The sequence below is a fragment of the Rhodococcus sp. GQ147 genome, assembly GCF_059759155.1.
The window spans coordinates 253,606-269,588 of the sequence record NZ_JCAXDU010000004.1; the positions used below are offsets into that span (position 1 = coordinate 253,606).

Genomic DNA, 15,983 nt, shown 5'->3' on the forward strand with positions numbered 1-15,983 from the left:
CGATGGCTCGCACTGTCGCCGCTCATGATTCGGGGGTGTCGACGAAACCGGCCTTGCCCAGCAACTTCCGGTCGCGGGCGGCGAGCCGCGCCTCGTGCTCGGCGCGGCGGATCTCCTCGTACCACTCGGCGAGGAGCTGGTTCTGCAGGCCGAACATCTCCTTCTCCTCCTCCGGTTCGGCGTGGTCGTAGCCGAGGAGGTGGAGCATGCCGTGCACGGTGAGCAGGGCGAGTTCGTGGGCCACCGGGTGACCGGCCTTCGCCGCCTGGTCGGCGGCGAACTGCGGACACAGCACGATGTCGCCGAGCATCGACGGTCCCGGTTCGGGAGCGTCCGGACGCCCCCCGGGCTCGAGTTCGTCCATGGGGAACGACATCACGTCGGTGGGGCCGGGAAGGTCCATCCACCGCACGTGCAGATCGGCCATGGTGTCGAGGTCCACGAGCACCATCGACAACTCCGCCGCCGGATGCACATCCATCCGGGCGATCACGAAACGGGCGACGTCGAGGAGCTCCTCCTCCGAGACGTCCATTCCCGATTCGTTCGAGATCTCGATGCTCATGACTGGAGTTCCTTCTGCACGACGGTATTCGGTTGATCTACAAGGGTGTTCATCGACGCTGCACCCGCTGCGCGCGACGTTGAGCACGGTTGCCGGGGATCCCGTCGCCGTCGCGGGTGGCCTCGAAACGGCTGTAGGCGTCGACGATGTCGGAGACGAGCCGGTGCCGCACGACGTCGCTGCTGTCGAGTCGCGCGATGTGGATGTCGTCGATGCCGTCGAGGATCTCGGTGGCGGCGGCGAGACCCGAACGGGCGCCGCCGGGCAGGTCGATCTGCGTGATGTCGCCCGTCACGACGATCTTGGAATTGAAGCCCAGACGCGTGAGGAACATCTTCATCTGTTCGGCGGTGGTGTTCTGCGCCTCGTCGAGGATGATGAACGCATCGTTCAGGGTGCGGCCACGCATGTACGCCAGGGGTGCGACCTCGATGACCCCGGCCTGCATGAGCTTCGGGATCGCCTCGGGATCCATCATGTCGTGCAGCGCGTCGTGCAGTGGACGCAGATACGGGTCGATCTTCTCGTGCAGGGTGCCCGGCAGGAAGCCGAGCCGCTCCCCTGCCTCGACGGCGGGACGCGTGAGGATGATGCGGTTGACCTGCTTGGTCTGCAGCGCCTGCACGGCCTTTGCCATGGCGAGATAGGTCTTGCCCGTACCAGCCGGCCCGACACCGAAAACGATGGTGTGGGCATCGATCGCGTCGACGTACCGCTTCTGGTTCAGGGTCTTGGGCCGGATCGTCTTCCCGCGCCGCGACAGAATGTCGAGGCTGAGCACGTCGGCCGGCGACTCGGAGAGCCCCTGGGTGAGCATGCCCACGGTGCGACGCACGGCGTCGGGCGCGAGCGATTGTCCGCGACGGACGATGGTGACGAGTTCGGCGAGCGCACGTTCCGCGAGGGCGACGTCGGCGGGCGCTCCGGTCAGCGTGACGGTGTTGCCCCGCACGTGGATGTCCGCCGCCAGGAGGGCTTCGAGGGCGATCAGATTCTCGTCCGCGGCTCCGAGCAGGGGCGCTGCGGCCTCCGAGGGGAGGTCGAGGCTCGATTTGACCGTGGTCGGCTCGAATTCGGGGGGCTCGTGGGGTCGGTCTGGTTCACTCACGTGGACGGTACGTCCTGCTTTCGGTTCGGCTCCTGCACGACGGTCGTCGTGTTCGTGCCAGTCTAGCGCCGGACGAAGCGCACCCTCCCGCAACAGGGAGTTTCAGCGGGGTTGGATTCCGCCTTCACCAGAACCCGCCTCCGCGAGCCACCGCCGTGCCTCGGCGAGGATCCCGGGTGCCCGGTCGGGTGAGACCCCACCGAGCACGAGATTGCCCAGGACGATCGTGTCGCCCGAGTCGTCCACCAGCCCGAGATTGGCCTGCTCGAGTGTGGCCATCGTCAGGCCCTCCATCATCCCTACGAGCACGGGCGCCGGGAGGTAGTCGGAGAGCTGGCTCTGCGCGAGGCCGCGTTCGACGTGCCCGAGGACACGTGAGCGCACCGGGGAGACCAGCTCGGCGATGCGCTGCTCTCCCATCTCCTTGCGGGCGAAGGAGAGCAGCACGCGGTAGCGGTCGCCGATGGGCCAGGTCCGCAACGCCACGACCGCGAGCGCGACCGCGGGATCGTCCGGCTCGGGGTGGTCGAGAGCCTCGGCGAGTGCGGTCGAGGCGTCGTCGACGATCCCCTCGACGAGGGCTTCCCGGTTGGGGAAGTGCGCATAGACGGTGCGGCGGACGACACCCGCGGCTTTGGCGACATCGTCCATGCTCGCGTCGGAGTCGGCCGCAAAGCACATCACCGCAGCGTCGAGTATGCGCATGCGGTTCGCATTGAATCGGGTTCGCGGTCGTGTGACCGAGTTCTCCACGTTCTCGCCCTCTTCCGCTGACTGTGATCTGTCTTTCATTTTAGTTGCACACGGATGTGCAGCTGCGTAACTTGCACACCACCGTGTAGATCGGGGCTCAGGTCCCGGCCCGTGTCGCACCCGAGGAGAGCCCATGCCCACTGCCGTGACCCTCGCAGGAGGGACCGCAGCGAAGGAACCCTACCGGCTGCGCTGGGCCGGACTGGCGGTGCTGTGCCTGAGCCTGCTCATCGTCGTGATGGCCAACACCTCGCTCATCGTCGCCGCACCCGGCATGCTGCGCGAACTGCAGCTCACCAGCGCCGACATGCAGTGGATCATCGACGGCTACACCGTCCCCTATGCCGCGCTGATGCTGCTGTTCGGCGTGCTCGGCGATCGATACGGACGACGTCGCGCGTTGCTGGCGGGCCTGGTCGTCTTTGCCGCCGGCGCGGTCTACGGATCGTTCGCCGACAGCGCCGGCGACGTGATCGTCGCGCGCATCGTCATGGGGGTGGGCGCCGCCGTGATCATGCCTGCGACACTGTCGCTGCTCGTCGCGATGTTCCCCGTGCACGAGCGTGCCCGCGCGATCGCAGCCTGGGCCGCCACGTCCGGACTCGCCATTGCGCTCGGTCCCCTGCTCGCCGGATGGCTCCTCGAATCGAACTCGTGGGGTTCGACCTTCCTCATCAACGTGCCGATCGCGGCATTCGCGGCGATCGCGGCCCTGATCCTCGTGCCGGCCTCGAAGGCGGACGATCTCACCCGCACCGACTGGGTCGGCGGCGCCCTGTCGGTCGCTGCTCTCGGCGGAATCGTCTACGCGATCATCGAGGGGTTCCACTTCGGTTGGGGCACCGGGGTGATCGCCACCTCGATCGGCTCGGTGATCGCCGCGGTGCTCTTCGTGGTGTGGGAACTTCGCCACCCCCGGCCGTTGCTGGACGTGCGTCGGGTCGCGGACCGGACCGTCGGCGGTGCGTGCGTGTCGGTGTTACTGCTCTTCCTCGTCGCCTTCGGCGCCATCTACTTCGTCGCGCAGCAGTTCCAGTTCGTGCTCGGTTACGGCCCGCTCGAGACCGGTCTGCGTCTGCTTCCCCTCGCGGTGACGGTCTCGCTCGGCGCGGCGCTGAGCGGCCGGCTCGCGCCCCGACTCGGTGCGCGGGCCCTCGTGGGCACGGGCATGGTCGCCGCTGCGGCAGGCATCCTCACCTTGACCGTCACGGCCGGCGCCTCCGGCTTCACGCCCTTTCTGATCTCGTTGTTGCTGCTCGGATTGGGCATCGGCCTGGCCACATCCCCGTCCACCGACCTGATCATGGGCGGCTTCCCCGACTCGGACCTCGGAGCGGCGGGCGGGTTGAACGACACCGCAGTGGAATTCGGCGGGTCGCTGGGCATCGCCGTGCTCGGCTCGATCCTCGCGACCACCTATCACCGCGAGATCTCCGGGTTCCTCGACGGATTGCCGTTGGCGGACCTGACAGGTCCGATGGCCGATCAGGCCGCGATGGCGATCGAGGCGGCCGGCGATTCGGTGGGCGGTGCGGCGATCGTCGCGGAGGAACTCGCGGCGAACCCATTCGCGGCGTCGTACGCACAACCGCTGCTCGACGCGTCGTCCGCAGCGTTCGCCGAGGCGATCTCGTCCGCGAGCCTCGTCGCCGGCATCGTCCTGCTCATCGGCGCCGCGGCGGTCACCGCGCTACTCCCCCGCGGACTCCACACCCGCACCGGCAGCGAGGCCGAGATCGGCCACTGACCGGACGGTGAGCAGGTCGAGCGATCGCGCCCAGGCCCGGGTGCTCCGGTTCAGGAAGGCGACGTGATCCTCACCGTCGAACAGCTCCAGCGACACCGGATCTCCTGCCGCGCCGGCCGCGTCGACGTAACGGTGCGCGACACTCACCGACACCTGCTCGTCGGCGGTGCCGTGCAGCACCGCGACCGGCACACCGATCGGCGGCCGGTGCGTCGGCGAGGCCGACCGATAACACTCGGGTGCCTCCGCGTAGGACGCACCGAAGAGCGCCTCGAACGCCTCCACGCGACGACCGCGCTCCCCGGCGGTGACGAGGTCGAGCGCACCCGCCTGCGAAACCACGAATTCCGGTCGCACCGACGTGCTCTCACCCGCGAGCCACACCGCCAGCTGGCCTCCCGCAGAGTGACCGACGAGCCGCACACGGTCGAGATCGACCTCGACACCGCCGCGCTGCGCGTGCGGAACGACCTCGGTGAAGATCGTCTCGTACGCCGCGACCACATCGGCGGACATCTCGTCCCACGCGCCACCGGCCTCGAGACGGCGGTACTCGACGTTCCACGCCACCACACCGCGACGCGCGAGTTCCACGGACAGCGCCGTACCGAGGGTGAGCTGGTAGCGGCCGTGCCACGAACCGCCGTGAACGACCATGACGGCGGGAACGGGCCCCGTCACCGTCGCGGGGTCGGGTAGGAAGACGTGCCCGAACTGCTGCGAGTGGGTGCCGTAGGCGATCTTCGTACGAGCCAAGAGAGGAAATTCCTTCGATACGTATGGTCGGGACCCGCAAGCGATCCCTCAGCACAGAGAATCGGGACCCGCAAGCGATCCCTCAGCACAGAGAATCGGGACCCGCAAGCGATCCCTAGTGCAGGGGCCTGGTACGCCACCGGTCGGTCAACACACCGATCGCGCCGAGTGCGACGGCCGCGGCGGTCGAGGTGCGCAGCACCGTGGGGCCGAGACCGACGGCCACCGCGCCCGCGTCGACGAGGGTCTCGACCTCCGCGTCGTCGAGTCCGCCTTCGGGACCGACGATCAGCGTCAGCGAATCGACGTCGCGCACGGGCAGATCGGCGAAGGGGATCGTGGCGGATTCGTGGAGCACCGCGACGACGTCGCCGCGCTCGACGGCCGAGCGGACCCGTGCGACGACCTCGGGTGTGCGGTGCAACCCGGCGACCGTCGGCACGTGCGCGCGCCGCGACTGCTTCGCCGCGGACGTCGCGACCGCCTGCCACTTGGCAACACCCTTGTCCGCCTTGGCATCCCACCGGGCGACACAGCGCGCCGACTGCCACGGTACGAACTCGTCGGCGCCGGCCTCGGTGGCCAGTTCGACGGCGAGTTCGGACCGGTCGGACTTCGGCAGCGCCTGCACGACGGTCACGCTCGGACGCGGCGGGTCGACAACGCGACGACCGAGCACGAGCGCTTCGAGCCGGTCCTTCGCGACCGCCGTGACCTCGACGTCGGCGACCTCACCGGCACCGTCGGACAACACGAGCCGCTCGCCTACCGCGATACGGCGCACCGTCGCGGCGTGCCGGCCCTCCTTGCCGTCGAGCACGGCCGTCCGCCCCTCGTCGGGCAGCGGGTCGAGGTAGAACAGTGTCGCGGCCACCCGAGCGACCTAACGGGCGCTGAACGCGTCGCGCAGGCGCGAGAACAGGCCGCCGGTGTTCTGCGAACCCGTGGTCACGACCTCGACATGCTCCCGGTCGCTGTGCCGGCGCAGGTCCTCGAGCAGCTTCGTCTGCTTGTGATCGAGCTTGCTCGGCACCACGACCTCGAGATGCGCGTGCAGGTCGCCGCGCGTACCCGAGCGCAGCTTCGGCATGCCGTGGCCGCGCAGCACCGAGACCGAACCGGGCTGGGTGCCGGGATCGATGGTGATCTCGGTGGGGCCGTCGAGGATGGTCTCGATCGTCACCTTGGTGCCGAGCGCAGCGTCGACCATGGGCACGCGGATGGTGCAGTGCAGGTCGTCGCCGTCGCGCACGAAAACCTCGTGCTGCTGTTCGAGCACCTCGACGTAGAGATCGCCGGCAGGACCGCCGCCGGGGCCGACCTCGCCCTGGGCCGCGAGGCGGATGCGCATCCCGTTGCCGACGCCGGCGGGCACCTTGACGGTGACCTCGCGGCGGGCGCGCACGCGGCCGTCACCACCGCACTTGCGGCAGGGATCCGGGATCGTCTCGCCGACACCGCGGCAGGTGGGGCACGGGCGGGACGTCATGACCTGGCCGAGGAAGGAACGCTGGACGGACTGGACCTCACCGGCGCCACCGCAGGTCTCGCAGCGCACGGGCTTCGAATCGCCGTGGGTGCCGGAACCGGTGCACGCGTCGCACAGGATCGCGGTGTCGACCGTGACCGTCTTGGTGACGCCGCGAGCGCATTCCTCGAGGGTCAGGCGGGTGCGGAGCAGCGAGTCGGCGCCGGGCTGGACGCGGCCGCGCGGACCGCGGGAACCGCCGGCCCCACCACCGAAGAACGCCTCGAAGACATCACCGAGGCCGCCACCGAAGCCGGCGCCGCCGAAGCCGCCCGCACCGCCGCCACCAGATTCGAGTGGGTCGCCGCCGAGGTCGACGATGCGTCGCTTCTCGGGATCCGACAGCACCTCGTAGGCGGCCGAGATCTCCTGGAAACGCTTCTGCGCCGACTCGTCTGGGTTCACATCCGGGTGGTGCTCGCGCGCCAACTTGCGGTACGCCCGTTTGATCTCCTGGTCGGTCGCGTTCTTGGACACGCCGAGCGTCCCGTAGTAGTCCCGTGCCACGTTTGGTTCTCGTCCTTACGTCGTTCTACAGAGCAAAAATGGACGGTGCTCAGCGTTCGCCGAGCACCTCACCGATATATCTCGCAACGGTGGCGACCGATGCGATGGTTCCCGGATAGTCCATCCGGGTGGGGCCGAGCACTCCCAGACCACCGAAGACCGTACCCGCGGCCCCGTAGCCGGTGGACACGACCGAGGTGGTGCGCATCTCCTCGAACTGGGTCTCCTCACCGATGCGGACGGTGACCCGGCCTGCGTCCTGGCTGGACGCGAGCAGTTTGAGCACCACGACCTGCTCCTCGAGGGCTTCGAGGACCGTACGCAACGAGCCCGGCAGCATGCCGTGGCCGTCGAAGTCGGCGGCGTTACGGGTGAGATTGGCGGTGCCGCCGAGCACGAGACGCTCCTCGGGGTGCTCGACGAGGGTCTCCACCAGCACAGTGGTGCACCGGATGAGCGCATCGCGCAGATCGTCCGGTGCGTTGTCGGCGAGCTCGGTCACTGCGACGGAGGCCGCGGCGAGCCGCTTGCCGGTCAATGCCCCGCCGAGCAGCTCACGCAACCGCGACAGGCCGTCCTCGTCGATCACGTCGCCGAGTTCGACGATGCGCTGATCGACGCGGCCCGAGTCGGTGATGAGCACGAGCAGCAGCCGCGCCGGTGTCAGCCCGACCACCTCGAGATGTCGCACGGACGACGCGGAGAGCGTCGGGTACTGCACGACCGCGACCTGGCGGGTGAGCTGCGCGAGCAACCGCACCGCGCGGCGCAGCACGTCGTCGAGGTCGACGCCCGATTCGAGGAACTGCAGGATTGCGCGGCGCTCGGCCGACGAGAGCGGTTTGACCTCCGCGATCCTGTCGACGAACTGGCGGTAGCCCTTGTCGGTGGGCACGCGTCCCGAGCTCGTGTGGGTCTGTGTGATGTATCCCTCTGCTTCGAGCACAGCCATGTCGTTGCGGACCGTGGCGCTGGACACTCCGAGATTGTGCCGGTCGACGAGAGTCTTGGAGCCGATCGGCTCCTTGGTGGACACGTAATCCGCCACGATGGCGCGCAAGACCGTGAATCTCCGCTCCTCGGTACTCGACAACCCGCCACCTCCGTTTCCGCCGCCTGCAGGACTGCACCTCTCGGGGCCGTACCCTGCCAGTCTAATCGCGCGACGACCTCGAAGGTGTCGGGCACGTGTGCGATACCACCCCGAACCGGAAGCGACGCCTTCGGCGCGCCCCCCGTAATGTGTTCACATGATCTTCAAGGGCGTCCGGGACGGCAAGCCGTATCCCGATCACGGACTGTCTCTGCGCGACTGGTCGAGGATTCCGCCCCGCCAGGTGCGCCTCGACGAGATCGTCACGACGACGAAGGTGCTCGAACTCGACCGGCTGTTGTCGGAGGACTCGACGTTCTACGGCGATCTGTTCCCACACGCCGTCCAGTGGCAGGGCGTGCTGTACCTCGAGGACGGACTCCACCGTGCCGTGCAGTCCGCGCTGCGGAACCGGACGGTGCTGCACGTGCGTGTCTTCGAGTACGACGTGCTGATTCCCGGTGGCGTGCCCGACCCGGGCGCCGAGGTTCGGGGCCCGTCGCCCGCATAGCCCGATCAGGGGTGGATACCGTGGAGCCCCGCGATGTGTCGAGTGTCATCGTCACCCTCACGTTCGTCACCGTCGACGGCCGGACCGAGTCGGATAAGTACTAGGTGTCGGTGGTCGAGAACCGTGGGCGGCTGTCGGTCTACGACTCGGAGCGCATCGGAGCAGCATGACGCGACCGGTCGGTCGGAGCAGCATGACGCGACCGGTCGGTCGGTCGGAGCAGCATGACGCGACCGGACGGTCAGTCGTCCGCGCCGAGCAGGATGGTGCGGACCACCGCGTCGGCGAGCAGCCGGCCCCGGTCGGTCAGCACGAGCTGATCGTCGCGCTCCACGGCGAGCCCGTCGGCGACCACCGTCTCTGCTGCCTCGCGCTCACCGTCGTCGAGCTCCGACAACGGCAGGCCCGTGCGCAGCCGGACGGTGAGCATGACGAGTTCGGTGTGCCGGTCCTCGGCCGTGAGATGTTCGCTGCCCCCGACGGGCAGGACTCCGTCGGCGAGGGTCGACGCGTAACGGGCGGGATGCTTGACGTTCCACCAGCGCACGCCACCGACGTGGCTGTGCGCGCCCGGCCCGGCGCCCCACCAGTCGCCGCCGTCCCAGTAACCGAGGTTGTGGGCGCAGCGCGCCGACGGATCATCGGCCTTCGCCCAGTTGGACACCTCGTACCAGGTCATCCCGGCGTCGGCGAGTCGCGCGTCGATCCGCTCGTACCGCGATGCGAGCACGTCGTCGTCCGGAGCCGGCAGCTCGCCGCGACGGACACGGCGAGCGAGGGCGGTGCCGTCCTCGACGATGAGCGCGTACGCCGAGACGTGGTCGACCCCCGCTTCGAGCACGGCGTCGAGGGAGGCGTCGAGGTCGGCGTCGCGCTCGCCGGGAGTGCCGTAGATCAGATCGAGGTTGATGTGGCCGAAACCGGCCGCGCGCGCTTCCTTCGCCGCCGCGATGGGACGCCCGGGTGTGTGGGTGCGGTCGAGGACCGCCAGCACGTGGGGCGCCGCGGACTGCATGCCGAGCGACACGCGGGTGTATCCGGCCTCGCGGATCGACGAGAAGAACTCCGTGGAGGTCGACTCCGGGTTCGATTCGGTGGTCACCTCGGCGCCGGGAGCGAGCCCGAACGAGTCGCGGATCGCGTCGAGCACCTGCGCGAGACCGTCCGCGCCGAGCAGCGAGGGTGTTCCGCCGCCGACGAAGACCGTCTCGGCAGCGGGAGTCCGTCGTCCGGATTCGGACAGCAGCCGGGCACCGGCGTCGAGTTCGCGGCGCAGACCCTCCAGCCAGGACTGCGGCGACGCCGCGCTGCCGAGTTCCCCGGCCGTGTAGGTGTTGAAGTCGCAGTAGCCGCAGCGGGTCGCGCAGAAGGGCACGTGCACGTACACACCGAACGGTCGCGTCCCCACTCCTGCGAGTGCCGAAGCGGGAAGTTCGAGACCGGCCGGACGACCCGCGATACCGATTTCCGTGCCGGTGCGTCGACCGATCTCAGTGCTGTTCACGCCCTCCAGTGTTCCAGAGACCCGAAGGGCGGCTCCGCGCGCGACGCCCCTACCTCGACATTTCCCGAAAATCGGGTGGAAATACCGCCCGCAATTCGGAATCGTCCCGGTGACGTGGCACAATGGTCCGCATGACAGGACACGGAGTGCGACTCGTGGCGCGACGCCACGTCGACTTCAAGCGCGTCTGCGCATCCTGTTGTCTGCCTTGCGCCGCTTGTCTCTGCGCCGACTGTCTCTAGTCGGCACTCCCCGGCACATCCCAGATCCCGCCGGGTCGAAGCATGCGTGCACGAGGTCAGCTCCCTCCTGCGCTCGTCGATCCGGTTCCAGCGAGTATCAGGAGACCCTGTATGTCGTCGACCACCGACGTCACGCCCGCCGACGAGTCGGCCACTCCCGCCCGCCGCGCGCGTCCCGCCAAGCGTCGCGCCGAAGGCCAGTGGGCCCTCGGCTACCGGGAGCCGCTCAACGCCAACGAGCAGACGAAGAAGGACGACAACCCGCTCAACGTCCGCAAGCGTATCGAGAACATCTATGCGCAAACCGGTTTCGACGGAATCGACAAGAGCGATCTGCGCGGCCGCTTCCGCTGGTGGGGTCTGTACACCCAGCGCGAGCAGGGCTACGACGGCACCTACACCGGTGACGAGAACATCGACCTGCTCGAGGCGAAGTACTTCATGATGCGGGTGCGCTGCGACGCCGGCGCCCTGAATCTCGCGCAGCTGCGGACGATCGCCGGTATCTCCACCGAGTTCGGTCGCGACACCGCCGACCTGTCCGACCGCGAGAACGTCCAGTACCACTGGATCGAGGTCGAGAACGTCCCCGAGATCTGGCGTCGTCTCGAATCGGTCGGCCTGAAGACCACCGAGGCGTGCGGCGACTGCCCTCGCGTCGTGCTCGGTTCGCCGCTCGCCGGTGAGTCCCTCGACGAGATCATCGACGGCACCCCCGCGATCGACGAGATCGTGCGCCGCTACATCGGCAACCCCGAGTACTCGAACCTGCCGCGCAAGTTCAAGACCGCGATCTCCGGCCAGCAGGACGTCGTGCACGAGATCAACGACGTCGCCTTCATCGGCGTCGAGCATCCCGAGCACGGCCCCGGCTTCGACCTGTGGGTCGGCGGCGGCCTGTCCACCAACCCGATGCTCGCGCAGCGGGTCGGCGCCTGGGTGCCGCTCGAGGAGGTCGCCGATGTGTGGGAAGGCGTCGTCGCGATCTTCCGCGACTACGGCTACCGGCGGCTGCGGTCCAAGGCACGCCTGAAGTTCCTCATCAAGGACTGGGGCATCGAGAAGTTCCGCGAGGTGCTCGAGACCGAGTACCTGAAGCGTCCGCTCATCGACGGCCCGGCCCCGGCCGCACCGGAGCGTCCCATCGATCACGTCGGTATCCAGAAGCTGCGCAACGGCCTCAACGCCGTGGGTGTCGCGCCGATCGCCGGTCGTGTCTCGGGCACGATCCTGTCGAAGGTCGCCGACGCCGCCGAACGTGCGGGTTCCGACCGGATCCGGTTCACCCCATACCAGAAGCTGATCGTGCTCGACGTGGCCGACGACAAGGTCGAGCAGCTCGTCACCGAGCTCGAGGCGCTGGGTCTGCCGGCCTCGCCGTCGCCGTGGCGCAAGAATCTCATGGCGTGCACGGGAATCGAGTTCTGCAAGCTGTCCTTCGTCGAGACGCGCAAGCGTTCGCAAGCCCTCGTGCCCGAGCTCGAGGAGCGTCTCGCCGACATCAACGCGCAGCTCGACGTCCCGGTGACGATCAACATCAACGGCTGCCCGAACTCGTGTGCGCGCTCCCAGATCGCCGACATCGGCTTCAAGGGTCAACTCGTCGACGACGGTGAGGGCAACCAGGTCGAAGGTTTCCAGGTGCACCTCGGCGGTGCGCTGGGCTTCGACGCGAAGTTCGGACGCAAGCTGCGCCAGCACAAGGTCACCAGCGCCGAGCTCGGCGACTACATCGAGCGGGTGGTGCGCACCTTCGTCAAGGAGCGCACGCCCGGCGAGCGCTTCGGCGAATGGGTCGTCCGCGCCGAGGAGGCAGACCTGCGATGACGGGCACTGCTGCAGCGGTCGACACGAAGACGGATCGGGAAGGGACGCGATGACGATCGATACGAACATCGACGAGCTCCGGAGTATTGCCGCGCAGGGGGCGGCAGAACTCGAAGGTGCGTCGGCGCAGGAACTCCTGCGGTGGACGGACGAGACCTTCGGTACCCCCACCACCGACGGTGGACGTAGCGGGTACATCGTCGCGTCGAACATGCAGGACGGTGTCCTGGTCCATCTGGCCGCGCAGCAGCGCCCCGGCGTGGACGTGCTGTTCCTCGACACCGGCTACCACTTCGCCGAGACGCTCGGCACGCGCGATGCGGTGGAGCAGGTGTACGGCGTGAACATCGTCAACGCCCGGGCGCAGCAGTCCGTCGCGGAGCAGGACGCCCTGCTCGGCAAGGATCTGTTCGCCCGCGACCCGAACGAGTGCTGCCGCCTGCGCAAGGTGGTGCCGCTGAAGGAGAGCCTGAAGGGCTACCGCGCCTGGGTGACCGGAATCCGCCGTGTCGAGGCGCCCACCCGCGCGAACTCACCGCTCATCTCGTTCGACGACGCGTTCGGACTGGTGAAGATCAATCCGATCGCGGCATGGTCCGACGAGGACATGCAGAACTACATCGACGAACACGGGATCCTCGTCAATCCGCTCGTCGACGAGGGCTACCCGTCCATCGGGTGCGCCCCGTGCACCACCAAACCACTTCCCGGAGCCGATCCGCGCAGCGGGCGCTGGGCCGGCCGAGCCAAGACCGAATGCGGGTTGCACGCCTCATGACACTCACCGATACGAATCCCACCGAGACCCGGACGCTGCTGGACGGCAACCGGTTCGACACCCTCGACGCCCTCGAGTCGGAAGCGATCCACGTCTTCCGCGAGGTCGCGGGCGAGTTCGAACGCCCCGTCATCCTGTTCTCGGGAGGCAAGGACTCCACCGTCCTGCTGCACCTCGCCATCAAAGCGTTCTGGCCCGCGCCGCTGCCCTTCGCGCTGCTGCACGTCGACACCGGCCACAACCTCCCCGAGGTCCTCGAGTTCCGCGACCACGTCGTCGAAAAGTACAACCTCCGACTGCACGTCGCGAGTGTCGAGGACTACCTCGCCGACGGCCGGCTCACCGAGCGTCCCGACGGCATCCGCAACCCGCTGCAGACCGTGCCGCTGCTCGACGCGATCTCGGAGAACCGGTTCGACGCCGTCTTCGGTGGCGGCCGCCGCGACGAGGAGCGATCGCGCGCCAAGGAGCGGATCTTCTCGCTGCGCAACGCATTCGGCCAGTGGGATCCGAAGCGTCAGCGTCCGGAGTTGTGGAATCTGTACAACGGGCGGCACGCACCCGGGGAGCACGTGCGTGTCTTCCCGCTGAGCAACTTCACCGAGCTCGACATCTGGCGCTACATTGCCCGCGAGAACGTCGAACTGGCGAGCATCTACTACGCGCACGAGCGCCCCGTCTACCGCCGCGACGGCATGTGGATGACCCCGGGTGTCTGGGGCGGTCCGGCCGAGGGCGAAGAGCCCGAGACGCGTTCGGTGCGCTACCGCACCGTCGGCGACGGATCGACCACCGGCGCGATCCTGTCCGAGGCCTCCACGAACGAGGAGATCCTCGCCGAGGTCGCGGCATCACGACTGACCGAGCGCGGCGCCACCCGCGGCGACGACCGGGTTTCCGAAGCGGCGATGGAAGACCGCAAGCGAGAGGGCTATTTCTGATCATGAGCGACCTTCACGAGCAGAGCGTGCAGAGCGACACGCAGCTGCTGCGCCTCGCCACCGCCGGTTCGGTCGACGACGGCAAGTCCACCCTGGTGGGACGACTGCTCTACGACACCAAGTCCGTACTCGCCGACCAGATCGACGCCGTCACCCGCGCGTCGGTCGACCGCGGCCTCGACACCCCCGACCTCTCGCTGCTCGTCGACGGCCTTCGCGCCGAGCGTGAGCAGGGCATCACCATCGACGTGGCGTACCGCTACTTCGCGACGCCGAAGCGCAGCTTCGTCCTCGCGGACACCCCGGGTCACGTCCAGTACACCCGCAACACGGTGTCGGGTGCGTCCACCGCGCAGCTCGTCGTCCTGCTCGTCGACGCGCGCAAGGGTGTCGTCTCGCAGACCCGCAAGCACGCCGCCGTGCTGGCCCTGCTCGGTGTGCCGAAGCTCGTCCTCGCGGTCAACAAGATCGACCTCGTCGAGGATCCGGCCTCGGTGTTCGCGCAGATCTCCGCCGAGTTCGGGGAACTGACGAGTTCGCTCGGCTGGGCACCCGAGGACGTGCAGGAGATCCCGGTCTCCGCGCTGCACGGCGACAACGTGGCCGTGCGCAGCGAGAGCACCCCCTACTACGACGGCCCGACGCTCATCGAGCACCTCGAGTCGGTTCCCGTCGACGCCGATGTGCACGGCCGGCACGAGACCGGTCTGCGCTTCCCGGTGCAGTACGTGATCCGTCCCCGCACCGCCGAGTTCCCCGACTACCGCGGCTACGCCGGTCAGGTCGCGGCAGGGTCCGTGCGCCCCGGTGACGAGGTCGTCGTGCTGCCGTCCGGTGTCCGCACCACCGTCGAGCGCATCGACAGTGCCGACGGCGCATTCGATGTCGCGCACGCCGGCCGGTCGGTGACCCTCGTGCTCGCCGACGACGTCGACGTCTCCCGCGGCGACATCATCGCCACCCCGGAGGCGGCACCCGAGCCGCTGTCGGAGTTCGAGGCCACCGTGTGCTGGCTCGCCGAGAAGCCGTTGCGCCCGGGCGCCCGGTTGCTGCTCAAGCACGGCACCCGCATCACGCAGGCCATCGTCGGGACGATCGACGAGCGGTTCGACGAGCAGGATCTCTCCTCCGTCCCGAGCCCGGAGAGCATCGAGCTCAACGAGATCGCGCGCATCACGGTGCGTGTGGCCGAGCCGATCGCCGCGGACGACTACCGCATCAACCGCCGCAGCGGCAGCTTCCTGCTGATCGATCCGGCCGGGGGCAACACCCTCGCCGCGGGTCTCGTGGGCGACGGACTCGCCGACATCGAGCTCGGGGACCGCGTCCCGGCATGATGCCGCTCGTCGCCGTCGCGCACGGCAGTCGCGACCCGCGTTCGGCGCAGGCCGTGGCTGCCGCGCTCGACACCGTCCGGGCCGAGAACCCCGGTCTGGACGTGCGACTCGCGTTCCTCGACCTGAACACCCCGTCGGTCGGTCAGGCTCTCGACGCGCTCGCCGCGGACGGGCACCGGCAGGTCGCGGTGGTGCCGCTGCTGCTCGGCAGCGCCTTCCACGCGCGGGTCGATCTGCCGGCCCTGTTGCACGAAGCGCAGCAACGTCATCCGCTGCTCGAGGTGCTGTGCTCGCCGATCCTCGGCGACGACGATCTCCTCGTCGACGCGGCTCGCGATCTCATCACGGCCACGGGGGTGTCGGCCGACGATCCGTCCGTCGGTATCGCAGTGTGCGCGGTGGGATCGCGACGCCCCGAAGCGAACCGGGCGACCGGGCTGGTCGTGCCCCGCATTCTCGTCGGCACGGCGTGGACGCAGGCCGCGGCGTGCTTCGCCACGACCGGTCCGTCCGTGGGGACGACCCTCGCCGACCTCACCTCCCGCGGTGCCCGCACCGTCGTGCTGACACCGTGGATCCTCGCCCCCGGGCTGCTGTGGGACCGTGCCTGCGCCGAGGCCGACAGCCTCGGGCACGTGCGGGTCGCGCAGACCCTCACCCGGCACGATGCCGTCGCGCGGGTGATCACCGAGCGCTACACCGAGGCCGTGCACCGGCGGCGCGGACTGCGCGTGGCCTGAGTCACTTCCGGATCTCCACCCGAGTTCACGCACGATTTGCATTCCT

General features: G+C 68.8%; 15 protein-coding genes. 7 read left to right on the forward strand and 8 right to left on the reverse strand.

The window, feature by feature from the left end; genetic code table 11:
• Nucleotides 1-22: 22 nt before the first annotated feature.
• From ybeY to AC6CID_RS07225, 3 genes are all read right to left on the reverse strand, one after another.
• A complete protein-coding gene (ybeY, locus tag AC6CID_RS07215; RefSeq protein WP_006554478.1) occupies nt 23-565 on the reverse strand; it encodes an rRNA maturation RNase YbeY in 543 nt (180 codons plus the stop codon).
• 49 nt (nt 566-614) lie between these two features.
• Nucleotides 615-1,673 carry a PhoH family protein gene (locus tag AC6CID_RS07220; protein ID WP_006554479.1) on the reverse strand — a complete coding sequence of 353 codons (1,059 nt, stop codon included), beginning with the start codon at nt 1,671-1,673 and terminating at the stop codon, nt 615-617.
• A 102-nt stretch (nt 1,674-1,775) separates the two neighbouring features.
• Nucleotides 1,776-2,378, reverse strand: coding sequence for a TetR/AcrR family transcriptional regulator (locus tag AC6CID_RS07225; RefSeq protein WP_170318574.1), 603 nt, complete (start codon nt 2,376-2,378; stop codon nt 1,776-1,778).
• 181 nt (nt 2,379-2,559) lie between these two features.
• Between AC6CID_RS07225 and AC6CID_RS07230 the strand changes: the two genes are divergently transcribed.
• Nucleotides 2,560-4,173, forward strand: a complete 1,614-nt coding sequence (locus AC6CID_RS07230) for an MFS transporter (RefSeq protein WP_121209078.1) — start codon at nt 2,560-2,562, stop codon at nt 4,171-4,173.
• On the opposite strand, the gene AC6CID_RS07235 is transcribed toward AC6CID_RS07230, so the two are convergent.
• The 4 genes from AC6CID_RS07235 to hrcA form a co-directional block, all read right to left on the reverse strand.
• Nucleotides 4,117-4,929: a prolyl oligopeptidase family serine peptidase gene (locus tag AC6CID_RS07235; RefSeq protein WP_121209077.1), complete on the reverse strand. Its 813-nt coding sequence runs from the start codon at nt 4,927-4,929 to the stop codon at nt 4,117-4,119. The two genes, AC6CID_RS07230 and AC6CID_RS07235, sit on opposite strands and share 57 nt — an antisense overlap.
• 115 nt (nt 4,930-5,044) lie before the next feature.
• A complete protein-coding gene (locus AC6CID_RS07240; RefSeq protein ID WP_006554482.1) occupies nt 5,045-5,803 on the reverse strand; it encodes a 16S rRNA (uracil(1498)-N(3))-methyltransferase in 759 nt (252 codons plus the stop codon).
• A gap of 9 nt (nt 5,804-5,812) precedes the next feature.
• Nucleotides 5,813-6,964: a molecular chaperone DnaJ gene (gene dnaJ / locus AC6CID_RS07245; RefSeq protein WP_121209076.1), complete on the reverse strand. Its 1,152-nt coding sequence runs from the start codon at nt 6,962-6,964 to the stop codon at nt 5,813-5,815.
• A gap of 49 nt (nt 6,965-7,013) precedes the next feature.
• On the reverse strand, nt 7,014-8,057 hold the full coding sequence (gene hrcA, locus AC6CID_RS07250; protein ID WP_006554484.1) for a heat-inducible transcriptional repressor HrcA: 1,044 nt from the start codon (nt 8,055-8,057) through the stop codon (nt 7,014-7,016).
• A gap of 157 nt (nt 8,058-8,214) precedes the next feature.
• Here hrcA and AC6CID_RS07255 point away from each other — a divergent pair, with 157 nt between their 5' ends.
• Nucleotides 8,215-8,568: a type II toxin-antitoxin system VapB family antitoxin gene (locus AC6CID_RS07255; RefSeq protein WP_006554485.1), complete on the forward strand. Its 354-nt coding sequence runs from the start codon at nt 8,215-8,217 to the stop codon at nt 8,566-8,568.
• 241 nt (nt 8,569-8,809) lie between these two features.
• On the opposite strand, the gene hemW is transcribed toward AC6CID_RS07255, so the two are convergent.
• Nucleotides 8,810-10,033, reverse strand: coding sequence for a radical SAM family heme chaperone HemW (gene hemW / locus AC6CID_RS07260; protein WP_183079266.1), 1,224 nt, complete (start codon nt 10,031-10,033; stop codon nt 8,810-8,812).
• A 392-nt stretch (nt 10,034-10,425) separates the two neighbouring features.
• Between hemW and AC6CID_RS07265 the strand changes: the two genes are divergently transcribed.
• The 5 genes from AC6CID_RS07265 to AC6CID_RS07285 are packed head-to-tail and all read left to right on the forward strand — an operon-like array spanning nt 10,426 to nt 15,937.
• The gene (locus tag AC6CID_RS07265; RefSeq protein WP_064061338.1) at nt 10,426-12,141 is read left to right on the forward strand and encodes a nitrite/sulfite reductase; all 1,716 of its coding nucleotides are present in this window, start codon (nt 10,426-10,428) and stop codon (nt 12,139-12,141) included.
• A gap of 49 nt (nt 12,142-12,190) precedes the next feature.
• The gene (locus AC6CID_RS07270) at nt 12,191-12,919 is read left to right on the forward strand and encodes a phosphoadenylyl-sulfate reductase (protein WP_006554488.1); all 729 of its coding nucleotides are present in this window, start codon (nt 12,191-12,193) and stop codon (nt 12,917-12,919) included.
• Complete coding sequence (gene cysD, locus AC6CID_RS07275; protein ID WP_006554489.1) at nt 12,916-13,860, forward strand: sulfate adenylyltransferase subunit CysD; 945 nt, start codon at nt 12,916-12,918, stop codon at nt 13,858-13,860. The genes AC6CID_RS07270 and cysD overlap by 4 nt, the downstream gene beginning before the upstream one ends.
• Nucleotides 13,861-13,862: 2 nt before the next feature.
• Nucleotides 13,863-15,197, forward strand: a complete 1,335-nt coding sequence (locus AC6CID_RS07280) for a sulfate adenylyltransferase subunit 1 (protein WP_006554490.1) — start codon at nt 13,863-13,865, stop codon at nt 15,195-15,197.
• On the forward strand, nt 15,194-15,937 hold the full coding sequence (locus AC6CID_RS07285) for a sirohydrochlorin chelatase (RefSeq protein WP_006554491.1): 744 nt from the start codon (nt 15,194-15,196) through the stop codon (nt 15,935-15,937). The genes AC6CID_RS07280 and AC6CID_RS07285 overlap by 4 nt, the downstream gene beginning before the upstream one ends.
• Nucleotides 15,938-15,983: the final 46 nt, after the last annotated feature.